The sequence below is a fragment of the Rhodoglobus sp. GW821-FHT12B09 genome (assembly GCF_058809925.1).
The window spans coordinates 366,669-381,972 of the sequence record NZ_JBXATB010000002.1 but is presented as its reverse complement, the minus strand read 5'-3'; the positions used below and the strand labels follow the sequence as shown (position 1 = coordinate 381,972).

General features: G+C 71.6%; 15 protein-coding genes. 4 read left to right on the top strand and 11 right to left on the bottom strand.

Features of this window, described 5'->3' with window-relative positions:
* Nucleotides 1-11: 11 nt before the first annotated feature.
* Nucleotides 12-941 (top strand): hypothetical protein, encoded by a 930-nt coding sequence (locus AC1RTC_RS06370; RefSeq protein WP_493154636.1) that lies wholly within the window; start codon nt 12-14, stop codon nt 939-941.
* A gap of 27 nt (nt 942-968) precedes the next feature.
* Nucleotides 969-1,322: an SIP domain-containing protein gene (locus tag AC1RTC_RS06365; protein ID WP_493154635.1), complete on the top strand. Its 354-nt coding sequence runs from the start codon at nt 969-971 to the stop codon at nt 1,320-1,322.
* Between the two features lie 159 nt (nt 1,323-1,481).
* On the opposite strand, the gene AC1RTC_RS06360 is transcribed toward AC1RTC_RS06365, so the two are convergent.
* Together AC1RTC_RS06360 and AC1RTC_RS06355 are read right to left on the bottom strand one after the other, a co-directional pair.
* A complete protein-coding gene (locus AC1RTC_RS06360) occupies nt 1,482-2,285 on the bottom strand; it encodes an SDR family NAD(P)-dependent oxidoreductase (protein ID WP_493154634.1) in 804 nt (267 codons plus the stop codon).
* Nucleotides 2,282-2,701 (bottom strand): hypothetical protein, encoded by a 420-nt coding sequence (locus AC1RTC_RS06355; protein ID WP_493154633.1) that lies wholly within the window; start codon nt 2,699-2,701, stop codon nt 2,282-2,284. Before AC1RTC_RS06355 ends, AC1RTC_RS06360 begins: the two co-directional genes overlap by 4 nt.
* A gap of 24 nt (nt 2,702-2,725) precedes the next feature.
* Between AC1RTC_RS06355 and AC1RTC_RS06350 the strand changes: the two genes are divergently transcribed.
* Nucleotides 2,726-3,955 carry a glycosyltransferase gene (locus AC1RTC_RS06350; RefSeq protein WP_493154632.1) on the top strand — a complete coding sequence of 410 codons (1,230 nt, stop codon included), beginning with the start codon at nt 2,726-2,728 and terminating at the stop codon, nt 3,953-3,955.
* Here AC1RTC_RS06350 and AC1RTC_RS06345 read toward each other — a convergent pair.
* The 9 genes from AC1RTC_RS06345 to AC1RTC_RS06305 all read right to left on the bottom strand — a co-directional run bounded on the left by AC1RTC_RS06345 (nt 3,931) and on the right by AC1RTC_RS06305 (nt 13,739).
* Entirely contained in the window at nt 3,931-5,349 is a 1,419-nt protein-coding gene (locus AC1RTC_RS06345; RefSeq protein ID WP_493154631.1) for a dihydrolipoyl dehydrogenase family protein, read from the bottom strand. The two genes, AC1RTC_RS06350 and AC1RTC_RS06345, sit on opposite strands and share 25 nt — an antisense overlap.
* A 6-nt stretch (nt 5,350-5,355) precedes the next feature.
* Nucleotides 5,356-6,144, bottom strand: coding sequence for a crotonase/enoyl-CoA hydratase family protein (locus AC1RTC_RS06340; protein ID WP_493154630.1), 789 nt, complete (start codon nt 6,142-6,144; stop codon nt 5,356-5,358).
* Between the two features lie 10 nt (nt 6,145-6,154).
* Nucleotides 6,155-6,970, bottom strand: a complete 816-nt coding sequence (locus tag AC1RTC_RS06335) for an arginase family protein (protein ID WP_493154629.1) — start codon at nt 6,968-6,970, stop codon at nt 6,155-6,157.
* 9 nt (nt 6,971-6,979) lie between these two features.
* The gene (locus AC1RTC_RS06330) at nt 6,980-7,615 is read right to left on the bottom strand and encodes an NADPH-dependent F420 reductase (RefSeq protein ID WP_493154628.1); all 636 of its coding nucleotides are present in this window, start codon (nt 7,613-7,615) and stop codon (nt 6,980-6,982) included.
* A gap of 58 nt (nt 7,616-7,673) precedes the next feature.
* The gene (locus AC1RTC_RS06325; RefSeq protein WP_493154627.1) at nt 7,674-8,408 is read right to left on the bottom strand and encodes a PspA/IM30 family protein; all 735 of its coding nucleotides are present in this window, start codon (nt 8,406-8,408) and stop codon (nt 7,674-7,676) included.
* Nucleotides 8,409-8,410: 2 nt separating this feature from the next.
* On the bottom strand, nt 8,411-10,447 hold the full coding sequence (locus AC1RTC_RS06320; RefSeq protein ID WP_493154626.1) for a TPM domain-containing protein: 2,037 nt from the start codon (nt 10,445-10,447) through the stop codon (nt 8,411-8,413).
* Nucleotides 10,448-10,553: 106 nt separating this feature from the next.
* On the bottom strand, nt 10,554-11,324 hold the full coding sequence (locus tag AC1RTC_RS06315; protein ID WP_493154625.1) for a hypothetical protein: 771 nt from the start codon (nt 11,322-11,324) through the stop codon (nt 10,554-10,556).
* Nucleotides 11,321-11,851, bottom strand: a complete 531-nt coding sequence (locus AC1RTC_RS06310) for a sigma-70 family RNA polymerase sigma factor (RefSeq protein WP_493154624.1) — start codon at nt 11,849-11,851, stop codon at nt 11,321-11,323. The genes AC1RTC_RS06315 and AC1RTC_RS06310 overlap by 4 nt, the downstream gene beginning before the upstream one ends.
* Nucleotides 11,852-11,912: 61 nt before the next feature.
* Nucleotides 11,913-13,739 carry a phosphoenolpyruvate carboxykinase (GTP) gene (locus tag AC1RTC_RS06305; protein ID WP_493154623.1) on the bottom strand — a complete coding sequence of 609 codons (1,827 nt, stop codon included), beginning with the start codon at nt 13,737-13,739 and terminating at the stop codon, nt 11,913-11,915.
* Between the two features lie 112 nt (nt 13,740-13,851).
* On the opposite strand from AC1RTC_RS06305, the gene AC1RTC_RS06300 reads away from it, so the two are divergent.
* Nucleotides 13,852-15,285 (top strand): helix-turn-helix domain-containing protein, encoded by a 1,434-nt coding sequence (locus tag AC1RTC_RS06300; RefSeq protein ID WP_493154622.1) that lies wholly within the window; start codon nt 13,852-13,854, stop codon nt 15,283-15,285.
* The last annotated feature ends 19 nt before the right edge of the window (nt 15,286-15,304 follow it).

Genomic DNA, 15,304 nt, shown 5'->3' with positions numbered 1-15,304 from the left:
AGGCTCGAAGAATGTTCGAACTGCGCTGGGATCCCGGCCCCGCCGCGGTCGGCGGCCTCGACCGGGTCGGGCTGCAGGGCGTGCGCGCGCGGCGCGGGCGACGGGCGCGGTGGGCGGCGGCGCCAGGGTCCGCGGTGAGCGGGGGCCGGGGCATCCGGTGGCCCCGCCGCGAGCAGCGGGACAGCGCGTGGTGGCCGCAGGGCATCGACCTGCAGGGCGGGATCGCGGCGGTGAGCTGGCACCACCCGGTCGACGGGATCGACACGGCCGCGCGGGTGACCTTCGTCGAGCTGCGGGATGCCCGGCCGCGGTTCTGGCACGTGCAGCTGGTCGAGCACGACCTGCGGCCGGTCGCCGTCCACGCCGGCGGGCTCGCCTGGCACGGGGACCGGCTCTACGTCGCGGACACGTTCGGCGGGCTGCGGCACTTCGACGTCCGCGACATCGTCGAAGTCCGGAGGCCGGGGCTTCTGGCCCGGCTGCTGCGCCGCCGCGACTACCTGCTGCCCCAGAGCGGCGGCTACGCGGCCCAGCGGGCGGAGGGCGAGCGGGCGATGCGCTACTCGTTCGTCTCGCTCGAGCACGGCGGGGCGGCCCCGCGGCTGATCGCGGGGGAGTACCGCAACCGCACGGACGACGCTCGATTGCTGCGCGCCGAGCTCGGCGGACCGGCGATCGACGTGCACGGCGGACCGGAGCGGATGCAGGGCGCCTGCGTCGTCGACGGCACGTGGTTCGTGACCACGAGCAACGGACCGGCCCGCAACGGGGACCTGTGGACGGGCCTGCCGGGGGAGCTCGTCCGGCACCCCGGCGCGCTGCCCCCGGGCCCGGAGGACCTCGCGCGCGAGCCCGGCGCCCGGCGGGTGTGGTCGGTCTCCGAGCATCCCGGAGCCCGCTGGATCTACGCGATCGACGCTGACGGGCCCTTTAGTTCTTAGGTAAGGCATGCCTATACTGGGAGGGCAATGACACCCGAGACCTCCGCCCCCGTCGCGTGGAACCCGCCGAAAGACGCTGACCGCCTGCTGCTCGCCGGCAATGAGGCGTGCGTCGAGACGATCCGCATGATCCTGGCCACGCTGCCCGCGTCGGCCCGGGGCCAGGTCTTCGTCGAGGTGCAGTCGGAGAGCGACATCGAGCAGCTCGCCGCCCCCGGCCGGTTCTCCGTCAGCTGGCTCGTGCGCGACCGCGGCCAGGCGCTGCGCCGCTCGCTCGACGCGTGGCTCGCCGAGATGCTCCCGGTGAGCGCGTTCGGCTCGAGCAGCGTCTACTCCTGGGTCGCCGCCGACGGCCCCGCGCGCCTGCTCACGAGCGACTAGTCCCTTCGCCCCCGCCGCCGCACGGCGACTGGTCAAGAAGTGCTCCGGAACGCGTTATCCGCAGCACTATTCGACGACTCGCCAGAGAGCAGCCGAACGAGACGTGCAAAAGTGCTCCGCAGGGGGCGAGGTGGAGCAACTTGTGACGAATGACCGAGGTTAGGCCAAGCCCACCAGTTCCGCGCTAGCCTTCCAGAGCGCCTCGGCGATCCCCGGCTTCCTCGCGCTGCGGTCGATGCGCCCGAACGGCTTGAGCCCGTCGAAGTACGTGCCGCTCGGCACCCCCGTGGTCTCCGCGGTCGCGAGGTGCACGAGCGGGCTCGCGCCCTGCTCCGGCGAGATGCCGAGGCTGTTCCGCGAGACGAAGTTCGCGAACTTCACCAGCGGCGAGTCGACTCCGAAGCTCGTGGCGACATACCCGGGGTGGAACGCGTAGGCCTCGACACCGCGGGCGGCGAGCGACTGCGTGAACAGGATCGTCGCGATCTTCGAGGTGCCGTAGGCCTGCCAGCCCCCGAGCCAGGGCCGCTTCGTCCACTCCAGGTTGTCGAGCCGCAGGCTGCCGAACAGGTTGGCGACGCTGGCCGTGCCGATCACCCGCGAGCCCGTGAGCTTCGGCAGCAGCAGGTTCGTCAGCAGGAACGGTGCGAGGTGGTTGTGCTGCAGCGTGCGCTCGTGCCCGTCGGCGGAGAGGCCGCGGGCGTGGATCAGCCCGCCGGCGTTGTTGGCGAGGACGTCGATCCGCTCGTAGCGGTCGGCGAGGGATGCCGCGAGCGCGCGCACCTCGTCGAGCCGGTCGTAGTCGGCCAGGAACGCCGTGCCGCCCACGCTCTCGGCCACGGACCTCGTGCGCTCCGGGTTGCGCCCCACGACGGCCACGTCCCACCCCGCGGCGGCGAGGCGGCCGGCGGCGTTGGCTCCGATGCCCGAGCTCGCGCCGGTGATCACGATCGTGCGGGTCATCGGCCGTACCCGCCCTTCGCAAGACCGGCTTCGACCTCGAAGCGGTTGGCGCGGGCATCCTGCCCCGCATCGACGTAGAGGGGGAGGAAGGCGAGCCCGTACCGCTTCCACTGCGCGCGGTGCACGGCTTCGTGCTCGAGGATGGCGGGGGAGATGTTGTCCGTCGTGAGGTAGACGGCGCCCACCGTCGTCCCGCCGCGCCCGTACGCCCACGTCGGCAGGTGCGGCGCGACGATGAGGCCGCCCTCGCGGCGCAGGCGGAAGCGGCTGAGGACGCCCCCGTAGACCACGGCGCACAGCGTGGTGAACCAGTAGCCGGGCCGCGCCACCACCGGGGAGAGCACCACGGCCCTCAGCCAGCGGGAGGATCGCAGCCTCCTGACCAGTCCGGGTCGTGCGGGGGTCTCGTTCGCCATACTCCGCAGAATACAGTGGGCAGCATGCCGGTATCCGTCGAGCGGGTCGCGATGATCGCGATGCACACCTCGCCCGCCGCGCAGCCCGCGACCGCCGACGCCGGGGGCCTCAACGTCGTCGTGCTCGGGGTCGCCGCGGAGCTCGCCCTGCGCGGCGTGCAGGTCGACCTCGTGACCCGGGCGGTGGGCGCGCCCGCCGTCCGCGAGCTGCTGCCGGGCGTGACCCTGCACGAGCTGCCCGCGGGCGGGCCCGGACTGCTGCCGAAGGAGCGGCTGCCCGAGGTCGCCGACGAGTTCGGAGAAGAGGTGGCGCGGCTCGCCCGCGCCCGCCACTACGACGTGCTGCACGCCCACTACTGGCTGAGCGGCATCGCCGCCCTCCCCGTGGCGATCGAGCTCGACCGGCCGCTCGTGCAGAGCTTCCACACGCTCGGCGTTATGAAGAACGCGCTCGCGGGCGAGGGGCAGGCGCCCGAGCCGGTGCAGCGGCTGCGCAGTGAGACGTTCCTCGCCACCCAGGCGGACGCCGTGATCGCGGCCTCGTCGGCGGAGGCGACCGTGCTGATCGACGAGGTGGGTGCGGCGCCGGACCGCACCTGGATCATCCCGCCCGGCGTCGACCTCGGCCTGTTCGCGCCGCGCCCTGTCGCCGCCCACGCCGCCACGAGGCTCGCGCTCGGGCTGGAGGCGGACCGTCCGATCGTCGTGATCGCGGGCCGGGTCCAGCCGCTCAAGGGCCACGAGCTCGCGGTGCGGGCACTCGCCGAGCTGCACTCCCTGCGCGGGTGGGCGCCAGTGCTCGTGGTCGCGGGCGACGTCACCCCGGGCGACGAGGGCTTCGCCGCGCAGCTGAGAGCGCTGGCTGCCGAGCTCGGCGTCGCCACCGACGTGCGCTTCGTGGGCGCCTTGCACCGGGATGCCCTGGCCGACCTGTTCGCGGCGGCCGACCTGACGATCGTCCCGTCGTTCTCCGAGACCTTCGGGCTCGTCGCGCTGGAGTCCGCGGCGAGCGGCACCCCTGTGCTCGCCTACCGCGCGGGCGGGCTCTCCGAGTCTGTCGTGGAGGGCGTCTCCGGGGTGCTGCTGGGCACTCGCGAGCCGCGGTACTGGGCGACCGAGATGGCCGTGCTCATCGAGGACGACGGCCGCCGCGCCGCCCTCGGGGCCTCCGCGCGCTCGCACGCCGAGCGGTTCACGTGGGGCGCGTCCGCGGCGGGACTCCTGGGCGTCTACGCCGCGGTCGGCCGTCCGTAGGTCTCGAGCAGCCGCAGCCAGACCTCGTTCATCGTCGGGTACGCCGGGACGGCGTGCCACAGCCGCTCGAGGGGCACCTCGCCGACGATCGCGACCGTCGCCGCGTGGATCAGCTCGCTCACGTCCTGCCCGATGAACGTCACACCCAGGATCACGCGCCGCTTCTCGTCCACGACCATGCGCGCGGTGCCCTCGTAGTCGTCGGCCTGCAGGGAGGCCCCCGCCACCCAGCCGAGGTTGTAGTCGACGACCCGGATGTCGTAGCCGGCCTTGCGCGCCGCGTCCGAGGTGAGGCCCGCCGAGGCGACCTCCGGCTCGGCGAACGTGACCTGCGGGACCGCCCGGTGGTCGGCGGTCGCGACATGGACGCCCCACTCCGTGTCGTCCACGGCCGTGCCGTTCGCGCGGGCCGCGATGACGTCCCCCGCCGCGCGGGCCTGGTACTTGCCCTGGTGGGTCAGCAGCACGCGGTGGTTGACGTCGCCCGTCGCGTACAGCCAGTCGAAGCCCTTCACAAGGAGGGTGTCGTCGACGTCGAGCCAGTCGCCGGGCTTCAGGCCCACGCTCTCGAGGCCGATGTCGGAGCTGCGGGGCACGCGGCCGGTCGCCACGAGCACCTCCTCCGCGATGACCACGTCGTCGTCCCCTAGGTGGACCGCCACGCCGTCCTCCGAGCGCTCGACCCTGGTGGGGGAGCCGTGCCGGATGTCCACGCCCAGGCCGCGGAGCCCCTTCGTGACCGCCTCGGCGGCGATGTCCTCCTGGCCCTGCAGCAGCCCGCTGCGCGCGATGATCGTGACCGTCGTGCCGAAGGAGGCGTAGGCGGTGGCCATCTCGACGGCGACCACTCCGCCGCCGATGATCGCGAGGCTGGACGGCGCGGTCTGGGCGCTCGTCGCGTGGCGCGGGGTCCAGGGGTTGGAGTCGAGGAGGCCGGGGATGTCGGGCATAAGCGGGTCGGATCCCGTGCTCACCACCACGGCGTGGTTCGCGGTCAGCACCGTCGTGGTGCCGTCCTCGGCGGTGACCGTGACCTCCTTGGCGCCCGTGAGCCGGCCGTGCCCGCGGACGAGGTCGATGCCGGCCCCGGCGACCCAGTCGACCTGGCTCTGGTCGTCCCAGTCGTGCGTGAAGCCGTTGCGGCGCGCGAAGACGGCTGCGACGTCGAGCTCGCCCGTCACGGCCTCCCTCGCGCCGCCGACCCGCTGGGCGGCGCGCAGGGCGAGACCGCTGCGGATAAGCGCCTTCGAGGGCATGCACGCCCAGTAGGAGCACTCGCCGCCCACGAGCTCGCTCTCGATCAGCACGGCGGTGAGGCCGCCCTGGACGGCGCGGTCGGCGACGTTCTCGGCGACGGCACCGCCGCCGATGATCACTACGTCATAGCTGGGCATGGTCTCCTACTTTCCGATGAACACTGCGGGCTGGCGCGTCACGAAGGCCTCCATGCCGATGCGCGCGTCCTTGCTCTGGGCGAGCCGCACGAGGTTCGGCTGGAGGGAGGCTTCCGCCGCGGCATCCCCGTCGCGCACCGCGAGGCGCGCATTCGCCAGTGCCGCCTGAACCGCGAGGGGAGCCTGGGCGGCGACGCGCTGTGCGAGCTCGAGCCCCCGCGCGTACTGCTCGCCGTGCGGCACGACCTCCTGCACCAGCCCGATGCGGTGGGCCTCCTCGACGGGGAACGAGTCGCCGGTGAGGATCCAGCGCATCGCATTGCCCCAGCCGACGGCGCGGGGGAAGCGGATCGTGGCGCCGCCGAACGGGAGGATGCCCCGCGCGACCTCGATCTGCCCGAACACCGTGGAGTCCGCCGCGACGACGATGTCGCTGGCGAGCATGAGCTCGATGCCGAGCGTTAGGCACGTGCCCTGCACGGCCATCACGACGGGCTTAGTGATGCTCTCACCCGACACCTGCCACGGGTTGATGCCGCCCTCGGGAACGATGTCGAGGCCGTCCGGACCGATGCGCGGCCCGACGTCGGCGAGGTCGAGGCCGCCCGTGAAGTGGTCGCCGTGCGCGAAGACGAACCCGGCCCGCAGCTCGGGGTCGCGCTCGAGCTCGCCGTACGCGAGCGAGAGCTCCCGCAGGAGCTGGAAGTCGGCGGCGTTGCGCTTCTCGGGTCGGTTGAAGCCGATGAGCAGGACGTGGCCGTCCCGCTCGACTGTCACTCGCGGGGCGTCCGTCATGCCTCCCACGCTAGCTGTTGAGCGCGCCGATGAGCCTGAGAATGGTGGGGAGATCCTCCACGGCGTCCTCCGGGGAGGCGGGCGCGAACTCGGTGATGCCGGCGCCCGCGAGGGGGAACCGCGCCACGAGCGCCCTGATCGTCTCGACCAGCACCGTCGCGCGCACCCCGAACGGCTCCGGGGCGCCGAGCCCGCTGATGTCGGCGGGGTCGAGCACGTCGAGGTCGATGTGCACGTAGACCGTGGTCGCTCCGGTGGCCTCCACGGCGGCGACCACCGACTCGGGCGAGACCTCCTCGGCCGTGATGGCGGGGATGCCGTGCTCCGCCACGTACGCGTCCTCGCCGGGGTCGAACGAGCGGGCGCCGGCGAGCACGACGCGGGCGGGGTCGACCGTGTCGGCCGGGACGAGCGCGGCGGGCCCCTCCCCGAGGAGCGTGCGCAGGACCATCCCGGTGAACGCGTGCGAGGGGCTCGACTCCGGGGTGTTCAAGTCGGGATGCGCGTCGAACCAGACGATCGCCGCATCCCGGTCGGCGACGCGGGGGATCGCGCCGAGCTCGACGCTGCAGTCGCCCCCGATCGTGATGACGGCGCCGTCGACCAGCGCGAGCTCCGCGATGAGCCGGTCGCGCACGATCGCGATGGAGCTCAGCCGGTGGACTCCACTGCCCTCGGCGTCGCCTGCCTCGAGCGGCACCACGACGGAGCGGGTGGACGCCGACGGCAGGTCGCCGCGGATCGCCTCCGCGCCGTCGACGAGGCGCATCGCGCGGGACGAGCCCGAGCCCTGCCATTGGGGGACGACGACGAACGTGGCGGCCATGCCAGAACCCTAGCGCGTGGCCGCGGCGAGCTTCTCCCGCAGCTCGGGAGCCGTCGTGCGCACCCCGTACGCGGGCATGTCCCGCTGGAAGCGCCAGCTGTCGGCGAGCGTGCCGGCGTCGACCGCGTCGAACCCGAAGGAGTCGAGGAGCGAAACCACGGTGGCCTTGGCATCCGCGTCATCGCCCGCGATCGGGAGCGCCCGGCGGTTCGGGTCGCCCGCGGGAAGGCCGTCCGTCGTGATGTCCGCCGAGTAGATCGCGTTGAACACCTTCACGACCCTGCTCGTGGGCAGGTGCGCCTGGAGCAGGCCGGAGGAGGTCTGCGTGCCGTCGTCGAGCACCGCGTAGTGGCCGTCGCGCTCGAAGTAGTAGTTGTTGGTGTCGATGACCACCTTGCCCTCGAGCGGCTCCACGGGCACCTCGGTGAGGGCCTTGAACGGGACGGTCACGACTACGAGGTCGCCCGCCTGCGCCGCTTCGACCGCCGTGGCGGCACGAGCCTTCGGGCCGAGCTCCTCGACAAGGCCGGCGAGCGTCTCCGGCCCGCGCGAGTTGCTGAGCACGACGTCGTAGCCGTTCTCGATCGCCTTGCGCGCGACCTGGCTGCCGATCTTGCCTGAACCGATGAATCCGATAGTTGTCATGATCGGGCAAACAGAAGGGCGCCCGGGGATGTTCCCGGGCGCCCTGTGAGTCTGCCGACTACTGCGTGATGGCCTGGGTCGTGCCGCCGGCCTTGAGGGCGGCGAGGCGGGCGTCGACCTCCGCCTGCTCGCTCAGGTCGTCGAGGCTCTCGAACTGCGCGTCGAGGCTGGATGCCGCGAGCTCCTGCTGGCCCGCGACCTTCGCCTCCTCGCGGCGGATCTTGTCCTCGAAGCGCCCGAGCTCGCTCGTCGGGTCCATGAGGTCGATCGACTTGATCGCGTCGAGCACCTGGCCCTGCGCCTCGGCGGTCTTCGACCGGGCGACGAGCTCGTCGCGCTTCGAGGTGAGCTGCGACAGCTTGGCGTGCATGCCGTCGAGGCCCTTCTTGAGCGCGTCGACGGTGACCGTCTGCGAGGCGATGGTGGGCTCGGCCTGCTTCGCCTCGTTCTCGGCGGAGACCTGCTTGCCGATCGCGATCTTCGCGAGGTTGTCGAACTTGTCGGCGTCGGCGGTGTTGCCCGCCGCGCGCAGCTCGTCGGCCTTGCTGCTCGCGGCCAGCGCCTTGCGGCCCCAGTCGGCAGCGGCCTCGATGTCCTCGGCGTGGTCCTGCTCCATGAGGCGCAGGTTGCCGATGGTCTGCGCGACGGCGCTCTCGGCCTCGGCGATGCTGTTGGTGAAGTCGCGCACCAGCTGGTCGAGCATCAGCTGGGGGTCTTCTGCCTGGTCGATGAGCGAGTTGATGTTCGCCTTGAGGAGCTGGGCGATGCGCCCGAGGATTGTCTGCTTAGCCATAGCTAGAACCTACCGCCGCGGCTGCGCCCGCCACCACTGCTACTACTGCGGTGGCCCGAGCTGCGGGAGCTGCCTCCGAACGAGCCCGACCGCGAGCTGCGGCCCGAGTACGAGCTGCGCGAACTACTGCCGCCGCCGCTGAACCAGCCGCCGCCGCCTCCACTGCTGCGCCCGCCGCCGTTGCCCCCGCCGCCGAACAGCCAGTCGCCGAGGATCCCGCCGAGGTCGGCGCCCGCCGAGCCCGGGTAGTCGTCGTACCCGGTCGCCGACTCGCGGGCCTCGTAGCCCGACACGTCGGCACGCGCCGACTGCAGGGCGCTGAAGGCCAGCGACGACGCCTGCTGCGCCTTCGCCAGGGCAGATACGGGGTCGGATGCCGCGGCCGCAGCGGCCTCGGCCAGATACCGCTCGGCCTCGCTCACGCGCGTGCGCGCCGTGCTGCCGATCCCCCCGCGCCGCGTGGTGATGTACTCGGTGGCGGACTGCACCTGCGCCCGCGCCCCGCTCAGGGTCGCGTCGAGCTGCGCCCGGGCCTTCGCCACCTGCTCCTGCTTGTCGCGCACTCCGGTGAACGCCTGCTCGAGGGCGGCGTTGGCCTTCTCGACCTGGGCGAGACCGGCAACCGGGTCGCCCTTCGGCACGCCCGCGAGCGACTCGGCGGCCGCGGCGATGAGCGGCGTCAGCGCGGGGTCGGGGTCCAGGGCCCTCGCGGCGACGATGTCCTGCTCGGTGTCGGCAACTGCCGCCTCGAGCTTCGTCGCGGCCTCCGCGAGGTTCGTGCCGAGGGCGTCGATCGCGTCGAAGAGAGCGGTTGCCTGGCCGACGCCAGCCTGGGCCGTGCGCACCGCGATGGCTGCCTCGCTCGGCTTCGCGGCATCGACGGCCTGCTGCGCGGTGGCAGCCGTGGTCTCCGCGAACGCCAGAAGCTCGGTGGCCTGGGCGATGTTCTCGGAGACGGGCTTCACCGCGGTCGCGGAGTAGGTCTGCTCTAGCGTCGCGAGGGCTGCCGCCGCGGCATCCCGTCGCATCATGGCGGCCTGCGTCGCGGCGCGCACCTTCTCCAACTCCTGGGGCGCGTTCTTCTCGAGCTGGCGCAGCGCGTCGAACGCGTCGGCCTGGGCGTCGAGCTCGGCATCGGCGGCCTCGCACAGCTCGATGATCTGCGTGGTCCACGCGCGGCGGTCGGCATCGCTGTCGGGCTGGGCGTCATCGAGCTGCTGCTGCAGCGTGAACGCCTGCGAGACCTTGGCCTTCGCCGACTCGAGGGTCGCGGTGAAGTCGGCGGTGGCCGCGTCGCCGAACTGGGCCACCGCGAAGCCGAGCTCCTGCTCCGAGGTCTTCAGCGAGTCGTCGAGCTGCACGAGCAGGCTGCCCGCGCGCTGCGTGAGCTGCTTCTGGTTGAGCTTCGAGGTCTCGAGCTCGGCGTTCTCCCGGCGCCGCCTGCGCACGCGCGCGACGACGAAGGCCCCGACGCCGAGGACCGCCGCGCCGCCCACGATCGGCAGGACAGGGATGCCCCCGCCGGAGCTCGGCTCCTCGGTGGGGGTGGTCGGCCCGGGGCCCACGACTCCGGTCGCCTGCGCCTCGAGCTCGTGGGCGCCGGCGATCGCGGCGCCGCTCCAGTCGCTGTCGCGCAGCCGGTCCTCGATGGCCAGCTCCACCGTGTCGAGCTGCGAGTCGGAGAGGGTGAACGCGGGGTCGACCGAGATCGCGTACTGGCGGTCGTCGATGGCGACGGCGAGCAGCAGGTCGTTGGTGCCGAGGTTGTTCTGGAGCGCGGTCTCGTCAGCCCAGTCGACGGCATTCGACGGGTTGTCGAAAGTGTCCACGTAGACGACGAAGAGCTGGATGCGCGCCCGCTCGTACACCGAGTCGAGCGCGTCCTGCACGGCAGCCTCGTCGCCCGAGACCGCGCCGACGGTGTCGAGCACGTACTGCCCGGAGAGGTCGACGGGATCGGCGGCGCGGGCGGGGGAGGCGACCAGGATCGCCCCGGCGCAGAGCGCTACCACGGCGCCCAGTCGTGTCAGCATCGGCATTCCCTCACCCTAGCGAGCGATGGTCAACGACACCCGTTCGGGTGGGCTACACTCGACCTCGCGATAAGGAATCGCCGTCTCAATGGGGAGGCGGCGATTCCTGTTGTTAACCGAGGGCGAACGTTGTCAGCGGTCCGGCCACGAGGTCGAGGTCGGGCGTCTGCTGCCCCATCGACGCGTCGGCCGTGAAGTCGACGAGTGCCGAGAGCGCATACTCGCCCGGCTCCAGCGCTGGCAGGTCGGCCTGGAACGACTCGCCCTCGTCGTCGACGGCCTCGCACCGCACCGGCGTGAACGTGGTGACGTAGTCGAGGGACTCGCCGGGGGCCAGGTTGACCTGCACGTAGGTCTGGTCGGGAGTGCCGTTGGTGTGCCACAGCACCATGCCGCCCTGCGAGAGCGTGATCGCCGGCAGCGACAGCGTCGTGCCGACAACACGGCCCTCCGAGGTGTTGGTGAGCCGCACCGTGACAGCAACCGGCCCGGTGCCCGTGGGCGCCTCGGCCGGGGGCACCACGTCGAGCTTCAGCCCGTACTTGCTGCCGGCGACCTCGCTGAGGGGAGCCGTGCACAGGTTGACCTTGTCGGCGGGGGACCGCTTGAGCATCGTGTCCATCTCGGGCGCCGCCTCGCTCGTGTCGTAGGCCTGGCTCGACTCCGCAGCGCCGCCGGCGGTGCTGACGGCACCGCCCTGCTGGGTCACCTGCACGCCGAGGACCGTGACCCCGGCGAGCACGAGGGCGCACGTCGCGCCCGCGGCGATCTGGCGGGGGAGGCGGCGCGCGCGGCTGCGGTTGATCACCCGTTTCGCGTCGAGCGTGCTCGACGGCGAGTCGACGGCGCCGAGCATCCGGCGCAGGTCGTCTTCGTCGGTCATTCGCCGCCCTCCTTCAATGACACTGCCATCTTCGCGAGCCCGTCGCTCAGGTAGCGCTTGACGGCTCCGGGGCTGATCTCCAGCCACTCGGCGATGTCGTCGACCTTGAGGTCCTCGTAGTAGCGCAGGACGACGCAGGCCCGTTCGCGCGGGCTGAGCCGCGCGAGCTGGCCCTGGATGTCGAGCCGCGCGTCCGTCTCGCCGGCCGTCGAGTCGTCGACCTCGGCCTCGGCCTGCAGGTGGGCGATCTTGCGCCAGCGGCTGACTCTGCGGCCAGAGTCGAGATAGGTGTTCAGGATGGCGCGGCGCACGTACGCCTCGGCGCTCGCGATCGTGAACCCGTTGCGGAGCCTGCCGAAGGTCTTGACCAGAGCGTCCTGCACGAGGTCGGACGCGTCGTCGCGGTTGCCCGACACGAGGTACGCGTACCTCGTGAGGGCGTCGCCCCGCTCCGCGACGAGCCGCGTGACGATCTGCTCCCAGCCGGACTGCTCCGCCTTGGTCGACTTGTCGGTACGGCGCGCCACGAAGTCAAAGGTAGTGGTGGTCACAACTACTGAGACGCACCACTGCCCTGAAACGTTGTGGTCAGCCCAGTTTCTCCCGCAGAAGCGCGAGCTGCTTGGTGACCGCCGCGGGCACGCGGCCGTCGAAGGTGGCGAAGAACTCCTCGGTCGCGTCGGCCTCGTCCCGCCAGGAGCCGTGGTCGATCGCGAAGAGCTCTGCGAGGTCGTCGGCGGGCAGGTCCAGGCCGTCGGTGTTGAGCGAGCCGTCGAGCGGAAGCAGGCCGATGGGGCTGTCCTTCGCCGCCACCTGGCCGTCCACGCGCTCGAGCATCCACTCGATGACGCGGGAGTTCTCCCCGAAGCCGGGCCACAGGAACCTGCCGTCCGCGCCCTTGCGGAACCAGTTCACCTGGAAGATGCGCGGCACCGTGCCGGTCTTGCGGAGGTCGGCGCCGACCTTCAGCCAGTGGGCCCAGTGGTCGGCCATGTTGTAGCCGACAAAGGGCATCATGGCGAACGGATCGCGCCGCAGTTCGCCGATGGTGCCTTCGGCGGCCGCCGTCCGCTCGGATGAGATCGTGGCGCCCAGGTAGACGCCATGCTCCCAATCCCGTGCCTCCACCACTAGCGGCACGTTGGTCGCGCGGCGACCGCCGAAGATTATCGCGTCGATGACGACGCCCTGGGGGTCCTCCCAGTCGTCCGAGATGCTCGGGGCCTGTCGCGCGGCGACGGTGAACCTCGAGTTCGGGTGTGCGGCGGGCCGGCCGGACGCGGGGGTCCAGTCCTTGCCCTGCCAGTCGATGAGGTGGTCGGGAGCCTTGTCGCTCATGCCCTCCCACCAGACGTCGCCGTCGTCGCGCAGGGCGACGTTGGTGAAGATCGTGTTGCCCCAGATGGTCTCCATCGCGGTGGGGTTGCTCTGCCAGCCGGTGCCCGGGGCGACCCCGAAGAATCCGGCCTCCGGGTTGATCGCGCGCAGGCGGCCGTCGTCGCCGCGCCCGAGCCAGGCGATGTCGTCTCCGACTGTCTCGACCTTCCAGCCGGGGATCGTCGACTGCAGCATGGCGAGGTTCGTCTTGCCGCAGGCGCTGGGGAAGGCCGCGGCGAGGTGGAACACCCGGCCGCGCGGGTTGGTGACCTTGATGATGAGCATGTGCTCGGCGAGCCAGCCCTCGTCGCGGGCCATGACGGAGGCGATGCGCAGCGCGAACGCCTTCTTGGCGAGGATGGCGTTGCCGCCGTAGGCCGAGCCGAAGGACCAGATCTCCCGCGTCTCCGGGAAGTGGGTGATGTACTTCGTCTCGTTCGACGGCCACGGCACATCCCGCTGTCCGGGGGAGAGCGGGGCGCCCACACTGTGGATGGCGCGAACCCATTGCGTGCGGTCGCCGATGAGGGCGAGGGCCTCCGCGCCCATGCGCGTCATGACGCCCATGCTCGCGGCGACGTAGGGGGAGTCGGTGACCTGCACGCCGAGCTTGGCGAGCGGCGAGCCGAGGGGCCCCATCGAGAACGGGATGACGTACATCGTGCGCCCGCGCATGCTGCCCGCGAAGAGCGGCTCGAGGGTGGCGCGCATGTCGGCGGGGTCCTGCCAGTTGTTCGTCGGGCCGGCGTCCTCCTGCTTCTCGGAGCAGATGAAGGTGCGGCTCTCGACGCGCGCGACGTCCTGGGGGTCGCTGCGGGCGAGGAAGCTGTAGGGGCGGTGCTCCGGGTTGAGACGGATGAGCGTGCCGCTGGCCACCATGTCGCGTGCCAGGGCATCCCACTCTGCCTTCGACCCGTCGCACCAGACGACGTCGTCGGGCAGCGTCAGGGCCGCGATCTCATCGACCCACGCCACTACCGAGGGGTGTGCGCCCTCCGGTACGAGGGAGTCGGTCCTGGTGATTTCGGCGATGCTCATCATTGACCTTTCGACTCGAAGAAGTGGTGTTCTTCCACTATGCATGCGAGATTGGCGGCCTTTGCCGACAATATGGTCGAAAGATCAGTGGATCTTTAGGTATGGTGACGGTGTGAACGATCTTGTGACCCTCGGGCAGCGCATCCGGCACTTCCGCACCCGCTCCGGTCTGACCCTCGACCAGCTGGGAGAGAAGATCGGTATCGCCGGCAGCCAGCTCTCGCTCATGGAGAACGGGCGCCGCGAGCCGCGCCTCTCCCTGCTCTCCGCGATCGCCGCGGCAGTGGAGGTGCAGCTCTCCGACCTGCTCGACGAGGCGCCGCCCAGCAAGCGGGCCGCCCTCGAGATCGAGCTCGAGCGCGCGCAGCACAGCAGCGTCTATGCGTCGCTGGGGCTGCCGAGCATCCGGCCCTCGAAGGGGACCAGCGACGAGACGCTCGAGGCGATGGTCGGGCTGCACCGCGAGCTGGCCCGGCGCGCCCGTGAGGCCATCGCGACGCCCGAGGAGGCCAGGCGCGCCAACACCGAGCTGCGCCAGCACATGCGCACGCTGGACAACTACCTGCCCGAGATCGAGGTGGTCGCCGAGAAGCTGCTCGCCGAGGTGGGCCACACCACGGGCGCCCTGACCCACCGCTCGGTGAGCCGCATCGCGGAGAAGCTCGGCTTCGAGCTGGTCCACGTGCACGACCTCCCGCACTCAGCGCGCTCCGTGACGGACCTCGAGAACGGCCGGATCTACCTGCCGCCCGCCTCGATCCCCGGGGGCCACGGCCTGCGGGGCATGGCGCTGCAGGCGATGGGCCACCGGGTGCTCGGGCACGAGACCCCCTCGACCTACGCCGACTTCCTCCAGCAGCGGCTCGAGATCAACTACTTCGCCGCGGCCGTGCTGATGCCGCAGCGGCAGTCCGTGGAATTCCTCTCCGCAGCCAAGGCCGACCGCAACATCGCCGTCGAGGACTTCCGCGACGCGTTCGGCGTCACCCACGAGGCCGCGGCCCTCCGGTTCACGAACCTCGCCACGCGGCACCTCGACCTCGAGGTGCACTTCCTCCGCGTGAGCGACGACGGCGCGGTGTCGAAGGCCTACGAGAACGACGGCCTGCGGCTCCCGGTGGATGTCACGGGCTCGACGGAGGGGCAGTTCGTGTGCCGGCACTGGAGTGCCCGCACGGCGTTCACCCGCACCAACCGCACCACGGAGTTCTACCAGTACACGGACACCCCGGAGGGCACGTTCTTCGACTCGACCCAGACCGGCACGACCGCCGCGGAGGAGTTCTCCATCACCATCGGCGTGCCCTTCGCGCACTCCAAGTGGTTCCGGGGCCGGGAGACCACCAACCGCACCTCCTCGACCTGCCCGGACGAGAACTGCTGCCGCCGCCCGGCCGCCGACCTGACGGAGCGCTGGTCGGGCAAGGCCTGGTCGAGCGCCAAGCTGCACGCGCACATCCTGTCTCCGCTGCCCTCCGGCACCTTCCCCGGCGTCGATGACCGCGAGCTGTACGAGTTCCTCGAGGTGCACGCCACCGAGAGCTAGCACACGCGCCGCGCTACAC